Source organism: Afipia birgiae 34632 (assembly GCF_000308295.2).
Taxonomy (GTDB): domain Bacteria; phylum Pseudomonadota; class Alphaproteobacteria; order Rhizobiales; family Xanthobacteraceae; genus Afipia; species Afipia birgiae.
The window spans coordinates 1-19,574 of the sequence record NZ_HG326656.1 but is presented as its reverse complement, the minus strand read 5'-3'; the positions used below and the strand labels follow the sequence as shown (position 1 = coordinate 19,574).

The window sequence follows — 19,574 nt, the reverse complement described above, 5'->3', positions numbered from 1 at the left end:
ACCAACATCGCGCCAGAGGGTCGCTCCGTCAACCTCGATCAACATCCCGCCCACCGATCTATCTCGACCAAGGAACGCGGATCATCGTCTTTGTGCGCCGGGACCTCGACTTCTCTGCCTTCTATCCAGATCCGGTCAAGGAGGCCCTCCAGGAGATCAAACGTGAACGCGCCGGCCAGAAGCCTGACGGTCTTCATTGACCGAGCTTTGGAGCCGGTACGCCGCTGGCTCGAGGATGACCAGATCGTCGAGATCTGCGCGAACGGTCCGGGCGAGGTCTGGGTCGAGCGCTTCGGTCAGGCGGCCATGGAACGGCACGCCGTCGAGCAGCTGACCGAACAGGCGATCCGCCACCTCGCCGAGCGCGTCGCCGGCCATTCCGGCCAGAGCGTCAACGAGGAGCATCCGCTGCTTTCCGCTGCGCTTCCGACCGGAGAGCGATTTCAGGGCGTGATCCCGCCCGCAACGACCGGTGGCGGCGGCTTTGCCATCCGCAAGCAGGTCATCAAGGAGATGCGGCTCGATGACTATCGCAGGCTCGGTTCGTTCAAACAGGTGGAAACGGCGGGCGAGGGCGCGCTATCGGATATCGACCGCCAATTGTGCGAGCACCTCGATGAAGGCCGCATCGAGGAGTTCATCAGGCTTGCCGTCGTCAGCCGGTATTCGATTCTCCTTTCGGGCGGCACGAGCTCGGGCAAGACGACGTTTCTCAACGCGATCCTCAAAGAGGTGCCCGAAGACGAGCGCATCATCACCATCGAAGACACGCGCGAGGTCAACCCGATCCAGAAGAACTATCTTCCGCTCGTCGCGTCGAAGGGGGACCAGGGCGAGGCGCGCGTCACGGTTGAGATGCTGCTGCAGGCGTCGCTGCGGCTCCGACCCGACCGCATTTTTCTCGGCGAGATCCGCGGTTCGGAAGCCTATTCCTTCCTCCGCGCGATCAATACGGGGCATCCCGGCAGCATCACCACGGTCCATGCCGACAGCCCGGCCGGTGCTTTCGAACAGCTCGCCCTCATGGTGATGCAAGCCGGTCTTGGACTTCGACGTGAGGAGATCGTCGCCTACATCAAATCCGTCCTGCCGATCGTCATTCAGCAGACTAAGGTCGGCGGTTGGCGGGGAACCTCCGCGATTCACTTCTCGCGCATGGCTGAGTGGCGGGCCGAGCGCGAAGCGGGGAGGGACCATGGCGCGCGTCACAGCCTTTAGGATCGGCGTCGCGATCATCTGCGCGGTCGCGTTCTGGCTGCTCTGGAGCCTCGCCTACGAGATTGCCGTGGGCCTGCGTTGGGCGCCAACCCGATTTCCGAGCGAGGGCGCGACGCGATGGGCGCTGCTGCGCATGCAGAACGCCCACCGGTCGACGGGCTTCTTTCTGATCGCCTGGCAGCATTTCTACGAACGTGTTCTATACGCGCCCACGCGGATCGAGGCGGTCATCCGTGCCGGCTACGCCGCAGGGGCGGTATTGGCGCTCGCAACTGGCGGCGTAATCTTCGGCATCGTGAACCGGCGGCAGATGCCTTATGGCGCAGCGCGATTCGGCACATTGATGGAGGCCGACAAGCAAGGGCTGACAAAGAAGCAGGGGATCATTCTCGGCACATTAAACGGCACCACGATCCGTTCGGATGAACCAGCGCACATCCTCGTGGTCGGTCCCTCGCGCTCGGGCAAGGGCACGGGATTCGTCCTTCCGAACGGGTATCTCTGGCAAGGATCGGCCGTCTTCTTCGATCCGAAGCGCGAGAATTTCGATGCCTTGGCAAACCATCGGCGCGCGATGGGCAACAAGGTCTTCATGTTCTCACCCGGTTCGCCCGACACGCACCGCTACAACCCGCTCGACTTCGTTCGCCGTGACGAGCGCATGGCGACCGACTGTCTGGTGGTCGCCTCATTCGTCATCCCAGAGAAGGCCGACGACACCTGGGCCGGCGCCGGCCGGCTCCTGCTTTCGTCGTTGATCGGCTATGTGCTCGCGTCGCCGCTCACCAAAGATGCCGAGCACATGCGCACGGTCGCGCGCATGACGACGACCGGCAAGGACATCTCGACGGTCCTCAGGGCAATCGTGAAGACGGAGCGCCAGCACCTGCCAACCTGGGTCGTCGATAGCTTCAACCAGTACATCGCGCTTGAGCCGGAGACGCGAAACAGCGCGGTCTTCAACGTCAATATGGCGATGAGCCTGTGGAACAACGGATTGATCTCGGCGGCGACGGAAACGTCGGACTTCGACATCCGAGAGCTCCGCCGCACTCCCATGACCATTTTCATCGGCTGTACGATCGCCGAGCTCTCCATCTTCCGGCCGCTGATCCGCATTCTGTTCCAGCAGATCCACGACCTGCTGATGGAGAAGATCCCCGGCGCCGACGAGCCGCATCAGGTGCTGCTCATGCTCGATGAGTTCTACCACGTCGGTCGCATGGATTCGCTGATCTCGAAAATCACGATCTCGGCAGGGTACGGTTTCCGGATGGCGATCGTAATGCAAGACATCGCGCAGCTCGATGAACTGTATGGGCGCAGCACACGCGTCACGACCGTTTCGGGTTCACAGATCAAGCTCTTCATCCAGATCAATGACCTCGACACCTCCGAATTCGTCTCTGAGATGCTCGGCGAGACCACACAGGTCTACAAGACACCTGTCATGCGACCGGGGCAGGGCATTTTCGCGCCCCGTGTTTGGACGCCGCATTATACGCCGCGGCCGTTGCGCAGCCCGCTCGAGCTGCGCGAGATGTCGGCCCGCCTGTCGATCTTGATGGTGAAGAACTCGCCGTCGTTCGAGCTGACCAAGATCCGCCACTATCTCGATAAGCCATACCGGGCCTTCCATGAGGCAGCGAAAGGATCTCCGCCGTCGCTGCCGAGGCTCAAGGAATGGCAGGATGAGGACTTGTCGGGCGCAATCGCGCCGCGGCCAGACTCCGAGGCAGAGTCGGTCAAAGAGGCTGCTCCGGCCAAGCCCGCAATCATGAAAAAGGGAACAGCTCAGGGCCAGCAGCGCAAGACGCCAGCGCGACGCAAGAAGGGCACGGCGGCGCCAGCGGCGGACAGCGTGGTGCAGCCGGAGCAGAAGGACCCACCCTTAGCGCTCACCCCTCGCCGTACAGCGCCGCGTCCCGTCGCGAAGTCGCTTTCACTTGGCGAGGCCCCAGCCGTGCCGGCTGGCGAAAGTTGTGATTTGCGTGAAATCCTCGCAGCCGCAACAGACGGTCAGGATGAGGAATTCAGCTCGATGATGAAGGTCCTGCGTGCGGAGTCTGCCCCCAAGATGCAGGCTGCGGTCGATGCGCTCCGTTCTCTCAACGAATCGTTCGGCGACGATGAGGGGCGGTCCGAATGAAAGCGGGCATGCGTAGGGCGGGCGCATATCCTTGTGACGTCGTGAGGATAAGGGCTCCTGGCAATATGAGCCTTATCATTGTGCCGAGAAGCATCTGCCCCAGGCGGACGTTACAGCGCATTGCCTGCCATCGGCTGCCTGCCTGCCCAGATCGTTGCGATGATCGAAATGATCGCTGGTAGCGTCACCCCCGGGAAATCGGTTGCAAGATTTTCTGCGCCGCAGATTCCGGCCGCAACCTCGGTGAAATGGAAGATGGCATGGCCGGTCAGCCAGATGGCTGCTGCGCCCCAGAAGCCAAATCGGCTCTCCGGCCGCACAACACCCGTGATGAACGCAACGCCGATCAAGACGTAGAGCATGCCCAGATCGCGCACGAGATGCTGATTGAAGAAGCCAGTGCGGGCGACGCCCGGCACTTGGTAGAACCAAGTCTCGGGGAACGCCACCATCAGAATGCCGTTGGCACCGAGAAGAACCCCGAGGATCGCCACGAGAACGAGGACAATCCATTTAATCGCGTCGCTGCCGCTCATTTGCCAACCGCGAGCACGGCTTCAGGCGTCTTCCTGAACGCGATAGCCATGCGGTTAAAGAGATTCATCAGACCGACCACGATGGTAAGATCGACCAACTCCTTTTCGCTGAATACGCCCGCCGCTGCTGCAAAGTCCGGATCGGGAATATGGGTCTGCGCGACAATAGTCACCGATTCACACCAGGCGAGTGCCGCTTGCTCTCGGTCACTGAAAAGCGCGCGCGCCTCGCGCCACACCGGGATCAGTGCGACTTTATCGGCTTTTACGCTCATCTTCAGGAGCGCGCGTGTGTGCATGTCGATACAGTAGGCGCAGCCGTTGATCTCGCTTGTCCTGAGAAAGATCAACTCGACCAACGTCTCATCCAGTCCGCATTGCTTGACATAGCTATAGACACCACCGAGCGCCTTCACGCCGTCCGGCGAAATCTTCATGTAGTCCAGTCTGGTTCCCATCGAATACCGTTCTTATCGGGGTGCATGCGAGGGGAAATCCTCGCCTTGCAATCGTTGGGAGACGTATGTCGCACGGCGTCGCCTGGCTGTAGGACCAAGAAGCTTCGATCGGACTGGACCGGGCACCGCTCGGGCCAAACGATCTCGACACGAGCTCCGCCGGCACACCGCGCCGAGCTGCGCTATGCCTCTGGGATTGTTTAGACTTTTCTTCCCATAGCGCTGCAATTTCATGTCGCCGAAAGGCGTCCACCCCGGGCATGGTGCCCGGCCTTTGGTCCAGTCGGATTGGGGCTTTCCGGACCTAATGCGGGCCGAGGCGCGGCGCTAATCCTCAGCGATCAAGTAGACGTAGCAAGGAACCGTCATGCCAGAACACACCGCCGCAGCCGCCATGCCATCGAGGACAATTCTTCGCGGCGCCTCAACTCCCGACGAATTGGCAGCGTGCTTTCCGGTGATCTCTCTCTTGCGGCCAGCGCTCAAGGACCCGGCCGAGTGGGTGGAGCGGGCATCGGGTATGGCGACGGACGGCTATCGCGTTCTCGCCGCATGGCAGGGGACGGAGGTGCTGGCAGTTGCCGGCTACCGCACGATGGAGAATTTGATCCACGGCCACTTCCTCTATGTCGACGACTTGGTCACCGCCCAAGACCAACGAAGCAAGGGACTGGGTGCGGCTTTGCTGGCTGAATTGTCGGCGGTCGGCAAGGACGCGCATTGCCGACGGCTGGTTCTCGACACGGCTGCGACGAATACCAATGCACGTCGCTTCTACAAGCGTGAAGGACTGCTAGACGCCATCGTCGGCTTCTACAAGCCTTTGGGGGACGCGTCATGAACATCCTCCATATCGATTGCAGTCCAAGAGCGGGTTCGCACAGCAGACAGCTTTCGGCCGGCATCGTTGAGCGGCTGCTTTCCATCAAGCCTAATGCCAAGATCGAGCGACGGGATCTGGGTGCCGAGCCGCTTCCACACGCGGATGCCCAATATGCTGCGGCTTTGGCTTCGCCGGCAGCACTCAAGGCAGCTCCAAGTGACGCCGTTAGGTTGTCGGAAAAGCTGATCCGAGAAGTCGAAGCGGCCAATGTCATCGTCATTGGCACGCCAATGAATAACTTCACCGTTCCCTCAGTCTTTAAGGCATGGATCGACCAGCTCTTGCGTGTAGGCCGGACGATCATGCCGACGCCGGCGGGCAAGGTCGGAATGCTGAATGACCGCCCTGTTTTTATCGGTGTCGCTTCAGGCGGCGTGTTCAGCGGTGCGGGTGCCAATCAGCCGGACTTCCTGTCCCCGTATCTTTCGGCTGCCTTTGAATGCATTGGGTTGAGGACGCTGCAGTTTGTTCCCGTGCAGGCTACAGCATTTCTCGATCTGAGCCAGGCAGCGAAGGCACGAGAGGCAGCTCTCTCGGCCCTCGACCTGAGCAAGATCGGAGGTGCTCGATGAGTGGCGACATTACGCGTCGTCGCGTGTCCCGACGATCGCTCGTGATCAACATTGGAGCGGCGACGATCATGCTGTCGCTCCCGCGTGCGGAAACAGCTCAGGCGACAGCGCGCCCGGGGCAAACTTCTGGAGATGGCAAAATGATTGTTGGGATGGTTGTTTTCGAGGGGTTCGAACTGCTCGATGTATTCGGACCTCTCGAAATGTTCGGCAGCCTCCGCGACCAGGTTCAGATTGTCATGTTCGCCGAACGCTCTGGCCAGATCGCAAGCAGCGCTGGACCCGCAGTCGTGGTGGACGCCAGCTTCGCCAATGCGCCATCACTTGATGTTCTCATGATCCCGGGCGGGATCGGAACCCGCCGTGAGGTCGACAACAAATCCTTCATTGGCTCGGTGAAGGCGCTCGCACAGGCGACACCGCACGTCGCCTCGATCTGTACCGGCGCCGCGATTCTCGCCAAAACGGGATTATTGAACGGAGTGCGTGCGACCACGAACAAACGTGCGTTCAAATGGGCGACGAGCCAAGGCCCCGAAGTTCAGTGGGTTCGCAAGGCCCGATGGGTGGAGGACGGGAAGTATTTCACGTCCTCTGGTATTTCCGCCGGCACCGACATGGCATTGGGCCTCATTGCGCGACTTTTTGGGCCCGAGAAGGCGCAGAGCATCGCGAACGGTGCCGAGTACCGTTGGAATAACGACTCCTCGGATGATCCTTTCGCCAAGCTCAATGGGCTGGAAGACTGATCGGCGAAGCCATTGGTAGCATGTCATTGCACACCGAAACTCCTCTCAGGCCGGCAGCGACCGGCATTGCATTCCGGGTGCTGGCTTTGGTCGGACGCAACGAGGTGCAACAAGAACGAGGTCTCGCGTCCGCGCCGAACAGATTGTTCGCGGGATTATTTCGGACCGCCACACGAGGACGCTACACCGGCCGCTGGCCACTTGGGACGCTTGGTAGGGAGCAGGGTGCTCGGGGTGCGCCAATGAACGTGTTTCTAGCGGGTGCCACCGGCGCCATCGGTCGCCCTCTCGTCAGTCTTCTTCGCGATGCCAGCCATTGCGTCATTGGCACCTCCCGCTCCGCGGCAGGAAAGGCAACTCTGGAGGGCCTGGGGATCCAGGGCATGGTGGTTGACGTCTTCGATCGAGAGACGCTGGAGCACGCCGTCCTAGAGGCGAAGCCGGACGTCATCATTCATCAATTGACCGATCTGTCAGGCGGCACGGATCCGCAATCTTTGGAGCGGAATGCGCGTCTGCGACGAGAAGGCACGGCAAATCTCACTCATGCGGCGCGCGCGGGCCGCGTGAAGCGACTGATCGCGCAAAGCATCGCGTGGGCCTACGCGCCGAAGGAGCTGCCCTACTATGAAAGCGATCCGCTCGATGAGGAGGCGGACGGTCTTCGGGGGATCTCCGTCCGTGATGGGGTCGTGCCGTTGGAACGCAGTGTTCTGCGACAGGCAGAAGTCGAGGGCGTCGTGCTTCGTTATGGGCAGCTCTATGGCCCCGGCGCCTGGTCGGCGAATCCCACGGGGTCGTCGCCAGTGCATGTGGAGGCTGCGGCGTATGCCGCATTTCTTGCGCTCGATCGCGGAGCACCAGGCGCCTATAATATCGCAGAACCCGGTGGCGCTGTGGCCATCACCAAGGCCGTCGAACGTCTGGGATGGAGCGCCGACTTCCGGCTGCAACGGAAGGAGTGAGAAATGGTCGCGGTTGAGCGGTCGAAGATAAAGGAGCTGAGGCTCGATCGCGCAGCCCCCGTGACGCTGACTGACCAGATCTGTCAGCATGTCGAGGCCGCCATTCTTGAGGGCGCATTAACCGCGGGCGCAAGGCTTCCGTCCTGGCGTGACCTTGCAGCGCAGCTGGGCGTGGCGCGAGGCACTGTAAAGGCAGCCTACGAGAAACTGATTGACCGCGGTTTGCTGACAACAGCGGCTAGTCCAGGCACGCGAGTCAGCGATCCCTTACCGTTCAAGGGCGCCCCGACAGTGGCGGAAACGGAGTGTCTGCGTCCTCCAGACTTCCAGCACCGCTCCGAACATGCGCTCGTGTTCCAGATGGGGGTTCCGGCAGATGACGCATTTCCGGCGACGCTTTGGGCTCGACTGCACAGGCAGGCAGTCCACGTAACGGCGCTTCGGACAGGCTATTCGGATCCGCGCGGATTAGCCGAGTTGAGATCGGCGCTCGCCGCACATGTCGCAATCGCGCGAGGAATCGAGTGTTCACCGGAACAGATCATCGTGACGTCTGGCTATCGCGCAGGATTAGCCATGACGCTCCGTAGCATCGACGCGACGGGCAAACAGGCTTGGGTGGAGGACCCGGGCTATCCGGTGACGCGACTGGCATTGGAGCTCTCTGGCGTCCATCCGGTTGCGGTGCCCGTCGACGGCGACGGTCTCGATGTTCAGCAAGGCCTTGAACTGGCACCGAACGCCGCTCTTGCCATCGTTACCCCAGGACAGCAGGCACCGAGCGGCGCGGCAATGAGCGAACGGCGTCGTTCGGAGCTAATCCAATGGGCTCACGTCGCTAGTTCCTGGATCGTCGAAGACGATTACCTGGCCGAACTCCATCTCTCCGGGCGCCCGGCGAACGCCCTCGCTTCGGGTGGCGGCTCGGACCGAGTGATCCATCTCGGCACCTTCAGGAAGACGATCGCGCCGATGGTGGGCATCGGATTCGTAGTCGCTCCGCTGCCGCTTGCCCGTCGACTTATCGATGTTGCAACATGGCTAGGCGCGCCGCCCAGTGTCGCTTCGCAGCTTGCGCTTGCCGAGTTCCTGCGGGAGGGACACTACCTGCGACACCTGCGCCGGATGCGTCGCCTTTATGCGCAACGTAGGCAGAGCTTACTGACGGTATTGACGAGCTTAGGCGTCAATAACGCGGTGCCGGCCGGACTTTCCGTACTCCTTCCCCTTCCGAACGGCTTCGACGACGAAGGAGTAGCAATCGAAGCTAGGCATCTCGATCTCGGGCCTGCTCCGCTCTCCTTATGGTATGCGAATGCATCGCGGTCACACGCTGGGCTATTACTTGGCATCGCAAACGTCTTGGAAAGAAGCATACATCACGATTGCAAGAGACTTTTGGCGATCATCAGAGCGCCGCTAACCGGAAAAGGAAGTTTTAATACGGCGCTTCGCTCGCCGGAATAAGCCAGGAGAGCCGTCCGATGGAAGACGTCCAGCTTGTGTGCGGACCGGAGAGGTGACTCTCACCCATCCACAACAGCGGCGATGCCCGCCTGAACGCTGAGCACGATAAGACCTTCCGGGCGATCGCGCTGCGCGGAGCCGTGCCGAATGCCGAAGCCTGATTGACATCATTGACGGAATATAAGAAGATAAATTAATGAATTCAAGCACTTAGTTCCATAATATACCTTATGCGAATCTGATCTGTAGCAGCAAAGCTAAAATGTCAGCACTGAGCAAAGTTCAAATGTCAGTTTCTGGTCCCTGTGGGGACTTTGGAGGCTGTCATTCCGATGGGCATAGTGTTGATGAGCAAGCGCGAGCTGAACCGTCTTGATGTTCTGGCACGGCTGGATAGCGATAGACTGACCGTCCTCGCTGCGGCTGGCTTAATGAACGTAACACCGCGGCAGACGTATCGGCTGTTGAGCAGATATCGCGAAGGCGGTGCTTCAGCGATCGCCAACCAGCGGCGTGGCCGCCCCTCGAACAACCGGTTGTCCGACGAAGTGCGTGATCACGCGATCACTCTGGTCCGCCAGCGCTACCCCGACTTCGGACCGACATTTGCGGCCGAGAAGCTGGAGGAGCGTCATGATCTCAAGGTCTCGCGGGAGACGCTGCGTAACTGGATGCGGCAGGCAGGAATCTGGGTATCGCGGGCCGAGCGCAAGCGGATCCAGCAGCCTCGGTATCGCCGCGAGCATGTTGGCGAGTTGATTCAGATCGACGGCTCGGAGCATCGCTGGTTCGAGGGTCGCGCGGCTCCCTGTACGCTGCTGGTATTCGTTGATGATGCAACAAGCCGACTGATGGAGCTGCGTTTTGTCGCCTCGGAGAGCACATTTGCGTATTTCGAGGCGCTGAAGGCCTATCTTGGTCGACATGGCAAGCCGGTCGCCTTCTACTCCGACAAGCATTCCATCTTTCGGGTGTCGAACGAGAACGCGGTCAGCGGCAACGGAATGACGCAGTTCGGACGGGCCTTATCGGAGCTCAACATCGAGATTCTCTGCGAAGGGCCGGTTGTCCGTTAGCGAAACGTCGTCCCGTTCCAAGTGCCTCCATTCGGTTTGAGGGATTTCAGCGGCGTCGGCCGCCGTCTCATTTGCAGCGTTGGTCGCGTTCATCCTTTCAAGTGGTTGCCTCCATGGGCTGCCGGTGCCGTGCGCGTTGCGCCGTGCGCCGCTGGTTGGTTTTATTGTTCAGCAGTTGGGCAAGGCCCTCGCCTCGCCGCCGGTTTTGCTGCACGCTCATTGAGCGCGCTCGTGCTTTTTGGTCGTCTATATCCTTTCAAAAGTTGCGGGCTGTTGCCCTGATGTTTCGTGCTAGTTAACCAGCGAATGCCGAGTGGCACTCGCCAGGCACTTATGCAGAGCCATCACAGCCGACGCCTGACACATGCGGCGCGTTCGGCAAGGTTGGCGGATTTCTGCGGTTTTTGAATCTCACCAAATGCGATGCGCGTATAGCGGGCCGCCCTGTCACTACCTGGAGCCGGTAGTGACAGGGCGGGCAAACGCCCCTGCCCTGTGGTGGCGCGGCAACACGCGCCATCGAGAGGGCGCACCCTCTCAACCTCTCCGCCTTGCCATGCTTAGGGCTTCGCCTTCCCGCAGGGCAGCGGGCGCTCGGGCCGCGCCCACACCCAGGCCCAACGCTCACTCACTACAGCGCACTGTGGGGGCGCGTTCGTTCGCGTTGCCGAAAGCAAGAAAGGCAACACACATGGGTGCATCGGAGATCGGCCTTACATCTGTCATCGAGGCAGGCTGTGGCCGCACGTCATCCGGTGAATGACGCGAAGGGATGCACGCCCGTCTAGGGCCGGTTCTGTGTGTGTTGAGGTGGCGCAATCGCCGCCTATGCCGTCAAGGGCAGTGCAAGCGGCCTCCGGCCGCCCTATGACGGCGGCGGCAGATCGCGCCTAGCGGCTGCCATGGCTCAAGCGGCGAAGTGGCCGCTTGCGCCTGGCCGTTTTGGTTTTCTTAGAAAGTCTGGCGTGCAGTTCGATATAGGATTCCGCCAGCCGCAGCGCATGGCGCTGTTGCAGTTTACCGCCCGTCTCCTGGGCGAGCGCGGCAATCACATAAGCAACATTGTGGTTCATGCTGTTACCTCGACAGAACGGAAAGCGAAAGTGATAGGACGCGAATGCCCTATAATAAAGCACCTTAGCTGCGCAAATTTATTGAACGACTTACGATGCAGGCATGTTGCGCCCGCATCGCTTGATTTACGCCCTCGCCTTCATGGCCGGAGCGGGGCTTATCGCTAATGCGAATGCTGCCGAATGGGCCGACTACGCCACTGTCAGCATGACCGATCCGGTTACGCCAAAGCTGACGGCGAACCGACTATGTTACACCGACGGCCGCGACGTGGCGTGCGACGGCGCGGCGGGGCTGCTTTCCAGCAGCGGAAGTCTGGTGATCTCCACAGTGGCGGCGGGCGGGCTTAGCGTAACAGGCAACACCAGTTTGACCAATGTGAATGCCAGCGGCATCGCTCGATTCATTGGCGTGATTTCAGATACGAATCAAACAAACCTGCGGCTCACCGCGCCGGGAACGGCACAAATCCAAAACGTCGGCTTGAGCTTTTACCCAACGTTCGACGGCAGCGGCTCCGACAACGGCCCGCGCCGCGTGGCCGATATTTTGGCAGGCTTCAACGGCGGCGCTTGGGGACATCAATATCTATCATTCAACGTCGGGGACGTAAACAACGATACCGGCGCGCTCACGGCCGAACGGATGCGCATCACCGCCAATGGCTCTGTCGGCATCGGCACGTCTACGCCAAGCACAACGCTCTACGTTAATGGCAATACAACGTTGGCTGGTGAGCGTACTTATCTCGCCGGGTTTGATGCCTCACACATCCATTGGTTAGGTATCAATAACGGTAGCGGTGAACCATCCAACCTTTTTATGGGTTTTGTATCACTAGATGGTTTGACTGCCGACCGCATCACCATGAATCCTGGCGGCAGCGCCAGCAGCCTTATTGTTGTCAGCACCGGCCTAGTTGGCATTAACCTCTCGCGTGACCCTGTGAGGTCGCTTGAAGTGTCCGGCACCATCAGTGCCACCAACCTCGTCGTTGGCGGTTGCACCGGCTGCGGAGGCAAGGGTGCTGATCGGCAGGTGTTTACTGTCAGCGGCACCTGGACCAAGCCGAGCGGCTACAGCACCAACGCGATGGCGTATGTGCAGTGCTGGGGTGGCGGCGGCGGCGGTGGCAGGGCAGGCTACAGCTCCTGGACGGGTAATGGCGGCGGCGGCGGCGCTTACCGTGACGGGTGGTTCCTGCTTTCCACCCTGGGTGCCACCGAGACGGTGACGATTGGGGCCGGCGGCGGAGTAGGAACTGCGGGCTATGGCGTTGGCTATGCGGGTGGAAACAGCAGATTCGGTAGTAAATTGACTGCGTATGGCGGCGGCGGCGGCGGATCGTCCAGCTCCAGCTGGACTGCGGCAGGCCAGGGTGGCCAGCTTACGGCAGCCGGTACGAACGGTGGTGCTACCGGCAATCCGATTACGACAGAGAGTGTGGGAGGCGATGGCGGCCAAAGCAGTATCATAGGTGCCGCTGGCGGGGCGTCGTACTTTGGGGGATCGACCACACCTGCCGGCACGTCTTCCATGGGTGGCAACGGCGGCGGGATTGGCGCGAACGGCAGTGCGCCAGGTGGTGGTGGCGGTGGAGCTTATGCCACTAACGGCGGGTATGGTGCCGCCGGGCAGTGCATCGTGAGCGTGTTCAACTAGTTTACATGCAACAGCGGGGTCATGGTCACGCATCTTACCGTCACCAACGGCGTTCGTGTCAACCGTCACAGGGCTAGGCTCGCACGCACGCCCAGCAAACCTATAGGCTGATGCTAAAGCTCGCCGCTGAGGGTGTTGCGGCCTGCACCACCATCGCGGCGGAACTGGAGCGACCCGGCTTCCCGGCCGTCGTGACGGGCGCATCACACGGGAGCGCCTTTATGAGATAAGGCAACGATTGCGAAAACCCTAAGCCGACCAAGAATACGCATGGCTTGCGCCATCTGCTACTTGCGAACAACACCCGTGATCGTGCGGTTACGATCCCAATACGTCCCGGTTGCCTTACAGGGCGCACGATTCGCACCGCGATGTATCGTGACGACCTTACGGTTGCAGACAACGCAAAGCCGGACGGGTCAGCCACAGGTCTTACCGATCGCGGGCGAGCTGTGCAGGACATCTCAAGCGTGCTTCGGCTGGGAAATCGCCGCCGGTGCCAACGCCCAAATTCGGTTAACAAAATGCAAAAAAGCGGGTTTTTCCGATGGATTCGACTTTGATTCTATCCGACTGTTGCATTCGAGCAATAGTAACCCTGGTCATCTTCAACTAAGTTCCGTCATCAGAGACGAAGGGCGTCTCCATTGGAACCCGGAGAATTTTTATGAAATCGGCTATTTCAGCCACATTTGCGTTGCTTGTTGCTGGCACCGCCGCTGCTTCCGCAGCTGACCTTCCAACCCGCACCTACACGAAAGCTCCCGTCCTCGTTCAGGTTTATAACTGGACCGGATTCTATATCGGCGTGAACGCCGGCATCGGTGGCGATAAAACCGATTATAACTTCGGCGGCGTTGCCAGTGGCAATGTCACGTCGTTCGGCGGCTTTGGCGGCGGTCAGATCGGTTACAACTATCAATTCGCTGGTAACTGGGTTGCCGGTATCGAAGCCGACATTCAGGGCGGCAGCCTCAAGAGCGAAATCAATGCGAGCATTCCACCGGTCGGGCTTAGTGGCGGAACTGAGATGAAGTGGTTCGGCACCGTGCGCGGTCGCCTGGGCTACGCATTTGATCGCGTTTTGGTGTACGGCACCGGCGGCTTTGCTTACGGATCGGAAGACACCTACCTTAACGCAGCGCCGCTTTTGACCTTCTCGCGCAGCGCTGACCTGACGGGTTGGACAGCAGGCGGCGGCGTCGAATATGCAGTGACGAATAACGTCTCAGTAAAGACCGAATATCTCTACTTTGAGTTCGACCGCAACAACATCGCCGCGATCGGTCCGACTACTATCGACAACAAGGTCACCGCTCACACTCTGAAGGTCGGCTTGAACTACGCTTTCGGAAAATGACTTTCGATTTCGCTAACCAAGTTTGGTATACTTCAAACCCCGGCTGAAAAGCCGGGGTTTTTTGCGATTGGTAGTGATCGGCCAATCCGATCAGCAACACCTCATGTGATTGCAGCTGTCCTCCAGCCGCAGGCTATAAGGGTAGCTCCACCGCCTACGCGATCTGCGCACGTTTGCAGTAAGCGATGCGGAAAGTCGTCTGGCAGCGACACGCGAGCGCAACAGTTATGTGCATAAGTCAAAACTTATGCACATAAAGAAAGCCGAGTGTTTCTAGGCGCTTGTGCCGTGCATAAGTCTCGTGCATAATAAGGCATGATTTCCGGCTACGCCCGCGTATCCACCAACGACCAGGACACCGCCGCCCAAGTGGAGCAGCTCATGGCTGCCGGTGCGGTCAAAGTGTTCCGCGAGAAGATCAGCGGTGCGACCGCCGAGCGGCCGCAGCTCAAGAAGGCCCTCGCCTCTCTCGACCAGGCCCAGTCGGCCCGAAGCTGCGATTTTGGCCAACTCAAAGAACGGATAGCGAACGTGCAGTCACGTAGAAGCTGACTCCGGACCTTGACCTTCCAACGCGCGGTAGACAGTCATCCTGGAAATGTTCAGATCACGGGCAACGGCGGCTTTCGTTGAGCCAGCCGTGATCCGCCTGCGAATCTCGGCGTCATCGACATTCTTCTTCCTGCCCTTGTAGATGCCGTCAACTTTTGCTGCGTCGATGCCCGCACGTTGTCTGTCTTTGATGAACTTGAGTTCCATGTCCGCGACCATGCCGAGGATGGTGATGACCATCCGGCCCATGCTGCCCGCCGTCGTCACTTCGGGTTCAAGGACGCGCAGGGATGCGCCCTTTTCGTCAAGCTCATGAACAAGATTGAGAACGTCGCGGGTGGAGCGGCCAAGCCGATCAAGCCGCAGCACCACCAACTCGTCGCCCGCATGCAGAAACTGCATGATGGTTTCCAGCTCGGATCGCCCCTTCCGGGACGCTCCCGATCCGGTTTCTGATCGGATGATTTCGCAACCTGCGGCCTTCAGACGCTCGTTCTGAATATCGAGGTCCTGATCTGTGGTGCTGACGCGAGCGTATCCGATGCGGGCCATGGCGATTCTGTAACATTAGGGTGGTTCCGATTGTGTAATATCACCTTGATCGAAAATCCACCCTTTTGTTACACTCTGCGCGCGTCACATTTGAATGCCTCTTTAGGGCGTACCCAAATGTGATGATCGGGATTGCCTCGGTCATGCCGCCAGCCGCCCAAAATCGATCCTACTATTCAGGTCGAGGTCGAAACGACCATACGGGTTGACGTGACTGTAAATCAGCGGCGTGAGGCCGCGATAATCCTCCGGCGTCATCCGGCCCGCCCATTTCGGTTCCACCAGCACGGTCTGAAGCATGCGGGTGTTCACGTAGACGAGCGACGCCTGCAGCAAATGCAGTGCAAAGGCGGAGATCTCCTGCTCATCGACCCGGTTGGTGGCGATCTCTCCGCCCTTGCCGAAGAACACGAACCCGTTGGCGCTGTTCCAGTTCTCCACGACATTCAGCCCCTCATGGATTTCACGGCGGAACGTCTCCTGACGAAGATACCGGCACAGGAAGATTGTCTTGACCGCGCGACCGAGTTCGCTCAGCGCCTTGTAGGTCGGGTGCATTACCTCGGCCCGTGCAAACCGGCGCAGGATCGCCTCCGGGTCCGCCGTTCTCGTCTGCATGGCGGCGGCGTATTTGACCATCTCATCATATTGCTGCTCGATCTCCTCCCAGTTGATCGCGCCGGAGAGGATCGGCAGGAGATTCGGCAGCCGCGCACGCATCGCCGTGTCCGGGATCGCCAGCTTCTGGCGGGCAATGGCTTTCAGGCGCGGGGCGAGTTCGAACCCGAGAAGACGGCAAAACGCGAAGCCGACCGCGCTCTGACCATGGCTGTCGACATACTGGCGCTGGATTTCCATGTCGGTGCAATGGCGAAGAACGCCTTCGATCATGGAAGCGACTTCCGAAGACGAGCACCGCTTGAGCTGCGAGTAAACGCAGGTCGCGCGTTTCTCAACGTGCCAGTAGATCATGACGCCGCGCCCACCATAGCGGGCATGCCATTCCGTCATGAGATTGCGGTCCCACGCGCCGAACTTCGTGGAATCGGACGCGCAGGCCGTGCCCGCGTCACCCCAAACGGCTGCGTTGCGGATCGCCAAGGTCGCGTTCGCAACCCGCGCGCACGCCTCTCTCAGTGCCGGTGCATGGATGAAGCGACGATGAACATGCAGCAATTCCTCATAGCTCACATCGGGTGTTGCGCCCGCGACCCGCTTGATCCCGGCATTCGTACCGAGCGCATAGAGGCACAACAAAAGCCGTCGATCCAGCGTCTCTTTCGATAGGGAAACCCTCGACGCCGACGTTTCGAAAGCATCCAGAAGGCCGGTATCGAGTGCAGCCTCCTTCAGCACGTCGAGCAGCCCGGTCATCGGCCAGCGTCCGCCGATCTCGCCTTTGATCGCATTGAGGCCTTTCGGCTCGGGTGCAGGCTTGAACGGTGTGATCGAGATACGGTTTTCGCCACGCCACAGAAGCCGGACCTTGTCATTGTCCGGAATATTGGCGTTGAGAAGCAACAGTTCCTGCTCAAGCTCTGAACGGATGGCAGACGTAAACGTCCTCGCGTCGGGTGTCAGGTCGAGGCCGGAATAATAGGCGTCACGCCGGATTTCGAAGTCTTTTGGAAGATCGTCGTCAGGGTTCCGGTAACGGTCCGCGCCAACGACCCAGATTTCCTTGGAGCGAATGCGGTCGCGCAACTGGGTGAGAACACAAAGCTCGTAGCTGATCCGGTTCACACGCCCATCGCCATCGATGACGGAACTGCGCCACCTGGCGGGAATAACCTCATCAATCGGAATGTCCTGCACCGGCACGAACCGGCAGCCGTCATCCATCTTGCTCCGAATCCAGTCGAGCGCCGGAAGTACCGGGCGCCACACCGTGTTGTTCGACCGGAATTCCAGAACCGAAAGCAAGTCGGGCAGCATGCGCCGGTAATGATTGGCCCAGGAAGAGCGCATCACCTTATATATACGCCGATCGAGCGCCCCTTTCGCCTGGCTCTCCTTGACGATCGCCGCCAGCTTGTCCTTGCCGACGATCGGGAAAATCACATCGCAGACGCGCCCGGACGGTTCTTCGATCGAAGCGCTGGCGATCTCGACCAGCAGCCGTTCCTTTCCGTAGACCCGTTCGATGTCCTTTGCGATATCGCCCACGACCTTGCGTTTCGAACGCGTTCCGATCTTGTGGACCGTCTCGATCAGAAGATCGACCATCGCATCCGTCAGCTGCGCCTCACGGGACAGGAGATAAACCGCATACAGCCCGATCTGCCGCGCAGGTGCATGGCGCCGCATTTCCGAGGCCTTTTCGCCGCCAACGCGACGAACAATCTGCTCCACCCAGGCCTTGCCGGTCGCCGCGAGAAGATCCCGTGGCAGATCGAGTTTCTGAATGAAGGCGAGTTTCGCCGTCATGCCGAGGATGTTGTCGAGTGATGCCTGGCCAGCGTCGCCTTTCATCGTATTGAACCCGGTCTGGCCCTCCGGATCGGCGATTGAAGCCTCCAGCAATGCGACCGTGCTTGCCGAAAGCCGGTCGTGCACGCCGCTCAACCAGCTATCCAGATGGTGCTGCCGTTGCGACCGCACCAGGCGTTCCAGTTCCTTGCGCGAAGGTCCGTAAATACGCCGGTCCCGGCACCACAGGAAAACATGCTCGAGCATGGCGCTGACCGACTGCCCGCTCGGGCACAGTTCACTGGAGATCCAAGACGTCAGTTGCTCTCGATCTACCCGCTTCAGACGCCGAAAGCCAAGGTGCTGCAAAATCTCCGCGTAATGCCGGCGGGCGGTGCGGCCGACGAAATCATAGTGGTTCACAGCTTCAACATCGAGGCCGAGCTGCTCGGCCAGATACAAAACACCATCGGCCGGGATCGCCGCATGATCCTGCACAAAGAAGCCGTGCGCGGCGAAGAATTTAAGCTGAACCGCCAATCCCAGCCGCGCCAGCTCCGGTTTGCCGTTCACAAAATCAATGTCGCAAAAGCTCAGGCTCCAGCGCCCAATCAGATCTCCACTCGAAAGACCAAGACTCATAACTCCACTCCTTTTACCGGAGTGGAGCGTCATTCCCCGCCAACTCAGCGGTCAACCACAACCGCCGTGTTCCCACAACGTTCTTCAACTTGGCCAAAATCGCAGCTTCGGGCCGACTGGGCCGTCCTGCCCGGCGTATCTGTCATCGAACGGCTTTGTGCTGACGCCCTCGTCGCCGCCGAGCGCCAGATTGAAAGCCGGATCGCTGACCGGCTGGATGATATGATGAAGGGTCGGTTGGATGATCTGTTAACGGAGATGGTCGATGGCACTGTCAGCCGGTTCATCTGGCTTCGGCAGTTTGAGGTTGGCAAAAACTCAGCGGGGGCCAGCCGTCTTCTGGATCGCCTGGAGTTTTTACAGGGAATCGGGTTATCGCCCGATATTTTGGATGGTCTGCCGCCCCACCGGGTTACGCAACTGCGCCGCCAGGGTGAACGGTATTTTGCCGATGGCCTGCGAGACATCACCAGCGACCGGCGTCTCGCCATTCTGGCGGTCTGTGCGGTGGAATGGCACGCGGGGATTGCTGATGCGGTGGTCGAGACCCATGACCGGATAGTGGGCAAGACCTGGCAGGATGCGAAGAGGTTGTGCGATGCGCGCATCGCGGATGCAAAATCTGCTCTGCACGATACGCTTTGCTCCTTCAAAAATCTGGGCGCTGCCCTTCTGGAAGCCAAGGGTGATGAGGCCTCTCTTCATACCGCGACCGAAACGTCCTGTGGTTGGCTTCAGCTTGAAGGCCTTGTGGCAACCGCGGCCGAACTGACGGATACGATGTCCGCTGACCCTATCGCTCATGTCGTACAGGGGTATCATCGATTCCGGCGATATGCACCGCGCATGCTGCGGGCGCTTGATATCCAATCGGCCACCGTGGCCTTGCCCTTGGTAGAGGCGGCACGGGGCGTTGCTGATAATCGGAATGGCAGATCCCGGTCCACCAGCTTCCTGCGGCGTGGTTCCAAGTGGCACCGCCACTTTAACGCTCAGGCGGCCGATGATCTCCGGCTCTGGGAGGTGGCCGTTCTGTCCCATCTCCGCGAAGCGTTTCGATCGGGCGATATCTGGCTGGCCCATTCACGTCGCTATGCAGATCTGAAACAGGCCTTGGTTCCGGTTGAAGCTGCACAGGCCACGCCCAGATTGACCGTTCCGTTTGATCCGGAAAGCTGGCTTGAAGACCGCAAGGCGCGACTGACAGATGGGCTGGACCGTTTGGCTAAGGCGGCACGGTCGGGTGCCAT

Annotated in this window: 15 protein-coding genes and 3 pseudogenes; 13 read left to right on the top strand and 5 right to left on the bottom strand. The window is 60.0% G+C overall.

Annotation, left to right across the window (positions count from 1 at the left end):
• The 3 genes and pseudogenes from BN32_RS27970 to BN32_RS24950 form a co-directional block, all read left to right on the top strand.
• Nucleotides 1-200 (top strand): annotated as a pseudogene (locus BN32_RS27970) (type IV secretion system protein VirB10); the annotation flags it as partial.
• A complete protein-coding gene (virB11, locus tag BN32_RS24955; protein ID WP_040427722.1) occupies nt 163-1,218 on the top strand; it encodes a P-type DNA transfer ATPase VirB11 in 1,056 nt (351 codons plus the stop codon). The pseudogene BN32_RS27970 and the gene virB11, both read left to right, overlap by 38 nt.
• A complete protein-coding gene (locus BN32_RS24950; protein ID WP_040427721.1) occupies nt 1,196-3,367 on the top strand; it encodes a type IV secretory system conjugative DNA transfer family protein in 2,172 nt (723 codons plus the stop codon). Before virB11 ends, BN32_RS24950 begins: the two co-directional genes overlap by 23 nt.
• Before the next feature lie 110 nt (nt 3,368-3,477).
• On the opposite strand, the gene BN32_RS24945 is transcribed toward BN32_RS24950, so the two are convergent.
• Both BN32_RS24945 and BN32_RS24940 read right to left on the bottom strand, forming a co-directional pair.
• Nucleotides 3,478-3,903, bottom strand: a complete 426-nt coding sequence (locus BN32_RS24945; protein ID WP_019200180.1) for a hypothetical protein — start codon at nt 3,901-3,903, stop codon at nt 3,478-3,480.
• The gene (locus BN32_RS24940) at nt 3,900-4,361 is read right to left on the bottom strand and encodes a carboxymuconolactone decarboxylase family protein (protein WP_019200181.1); all 462 of its coding nucleotides are present in this window, start codon (nt 4,359-4,361) and stop codon (nt 3,900-3,902) included. The genes BN32_RS24945 and BN32_RS24940 overlap by 4 nt, the downstream gene beginning before the upstream one ends.
• A 367-nt stretch (nt 4,362-4,728) precedes the next feature.
• Between BN32_RS24940 and BN32_RS24935 the strand changes: the two genes are divergently transcribed.
• The 6 genes and pseudogenes from BN32_RS24935 to BN32_RS24910 all read left to right on the top strand — a co-directional run.
• On the top strand, nt 4,729-5,202 hold the full coding sequence (locus BN32_RS24935) for a GNAT family N-acetyltransferase (protein ID WP_202962536.1): 474 nt from the start codon (nt 4,729-4,731) through the stop codon (nt 5,200-5,202).
• Nucleotides 5,199-5,816, top strand: a complete 618-nt coding sequence (locus tag BN32_RS24930) for an FMN-dependent NADH-azoreductase (RefSeq protein WP_019200183.1) — start codon at nt 5,199-5,201, stop codon at nt 5,814-5,816. Before BN32_RS24935 ends, BN32_RS24930 begins: the two co-directional genes overlap by 4 nt.
• Nucleotides 5,813-6,565: a DJ-1/PfpI family protein gene (locus BN32_RS24925; RefSeq protein WP_019200184.1), complete on the top strand. Its 753-nt coding sequence runs from the start codon at nt 5,813-5,815 to the stop codon at nt 6,563-6,565. The genes BN32_RS24930 and BN32_RS24925 overlap by 4 nt, the downstream gene beginning before the upstream one ends.
• A 242-nt stretch (nt 6,566-6,807) precedes the next feature.
• On the top strand, nt 6,808-7,530 hold the full coding sequence (locus BN32_RS24920; protein WP_019200185.1) for an NAD-dependent epimerase/dehydratase family protein: 723 nt from the start codon (nt 6,808-6,810) through the stop codon (nt 7,528-7,530).
• A gap of 3 nt (nt 7,531-7,533) precedes the next feature.
• Nucleotides 7,534-8,997: a MocR-like pyridoxine biosynthesis transcription factor PdxR gene (pdxR, locus tag BN32_RS24915; protein ID WP_040427720.1), complete on the top strand. Its 1,464-nt coding sequence runs from the start codon at nt 7,534-7,536 to the stop codon at nt 8,995-8,997.
• 332 nt (nt 8,998-9,329) lie between these two features.
• Nucleotides 9,330-10,052 (top strand): annotated as a pseudogene (locus tag BN32_RS24910) (ISNCY family transposase); the annotation flags it as partial.
• A gap of 911 nt (nt 10,053-10,963) precedes the next feature.
• Here the strand turns inward: BN32_RS24910 and BN32_RS24905 are convergent.
• Nucleotides 10,964-11,146, bottom strand: coding sequence for a hypothetical protein (locus tag BN32_RS24905; protein ID WP_019200188.1), 183 nt, complete (start codon nt 11,144-11,146; stop codon nt 10,964-10,966).
• Between the two features lie 103 nt (nt 11,147-11,249).
• On the opposite strand from BN32_RS24905, the gene BN32_RS28090 reads away from it, so the two are divergent.
• From BN32_RS28090 to BN32_RS24890, 3 genes are all read left to right on the top strand, one after another.
• The gene (locus BN32_RS28090; protein ID WP_019200189.1) at nt 11,250-12,809 is read left to right on the top strand and encodes a glycine-rich domain-containing protein; all 1,560 of its coding nucleotides are present in this window, start codon (nt 11,250-11,252) and stop codon (nt 12,807-12,809) included.
• 667 nt (nt 12,810-13,476) lie between these two features.
• The gene (locus BN32_RS24895; RefSeq protein WP_019200190.1) at nt 13,477-14,169 is read left to right on the top strand and encodes an outer membrane protein; all 693 of its coding nucleotides are present in this window, start codon (nt 13,477-13,479) and stop codon (nt 14,167-14,169) included.
• A 315-nt stretch (nt 14,170-14,484) separates the two neighbouring features.
• A complete protein-coding gene (locus BN32_RS24890) occupies nt 14,485-14,721 on the top strand; it encodes a recombinase family protein (protein WP_019200191.1) in 237 nt (78 codons plus the stop codon).
• Here the strand turns inward: BN32_RS24890 and BN32_RS24885 are convergent.
• Entirely contained in the window at nt 14,707-15,273 is a 567-nt protein-coding gene (locus BN32_RS24885) for a recombinase family protein (RefSeq protein ID WP_019200192.1), read from the bottom strand. The genes BN32_RS24890 and BN32_RS24885 overlap by 15 nt on opposite strands.
• A gap of 141 nt (nt 15,274-15,414) precedes the next feature.
• The gene (locus BN32_RS24880) at nt 15,415-18,324 is read right to left on the bottom strand and encodes a Tn3 family transposase (RefSeq protein WP_040427719.1); all 2,910 of its coding nucleotides are present in this window, start codon (nt 18,322-18,324) and stop codon (nt 15,415-15,417) included.
• Nucleotides 18,325-18,426: 102 nt separating this feature from the next.
• On the opposite strand from BN32_RS24880, the pseudogene BN32_RS24875 reads away from it, so the two are divergent.
• Nucleotides 18,427-19,574, top strand: a pseudogene (locus BN32_RS24875) (Tn3 family transposase); the annotation flags it as partial.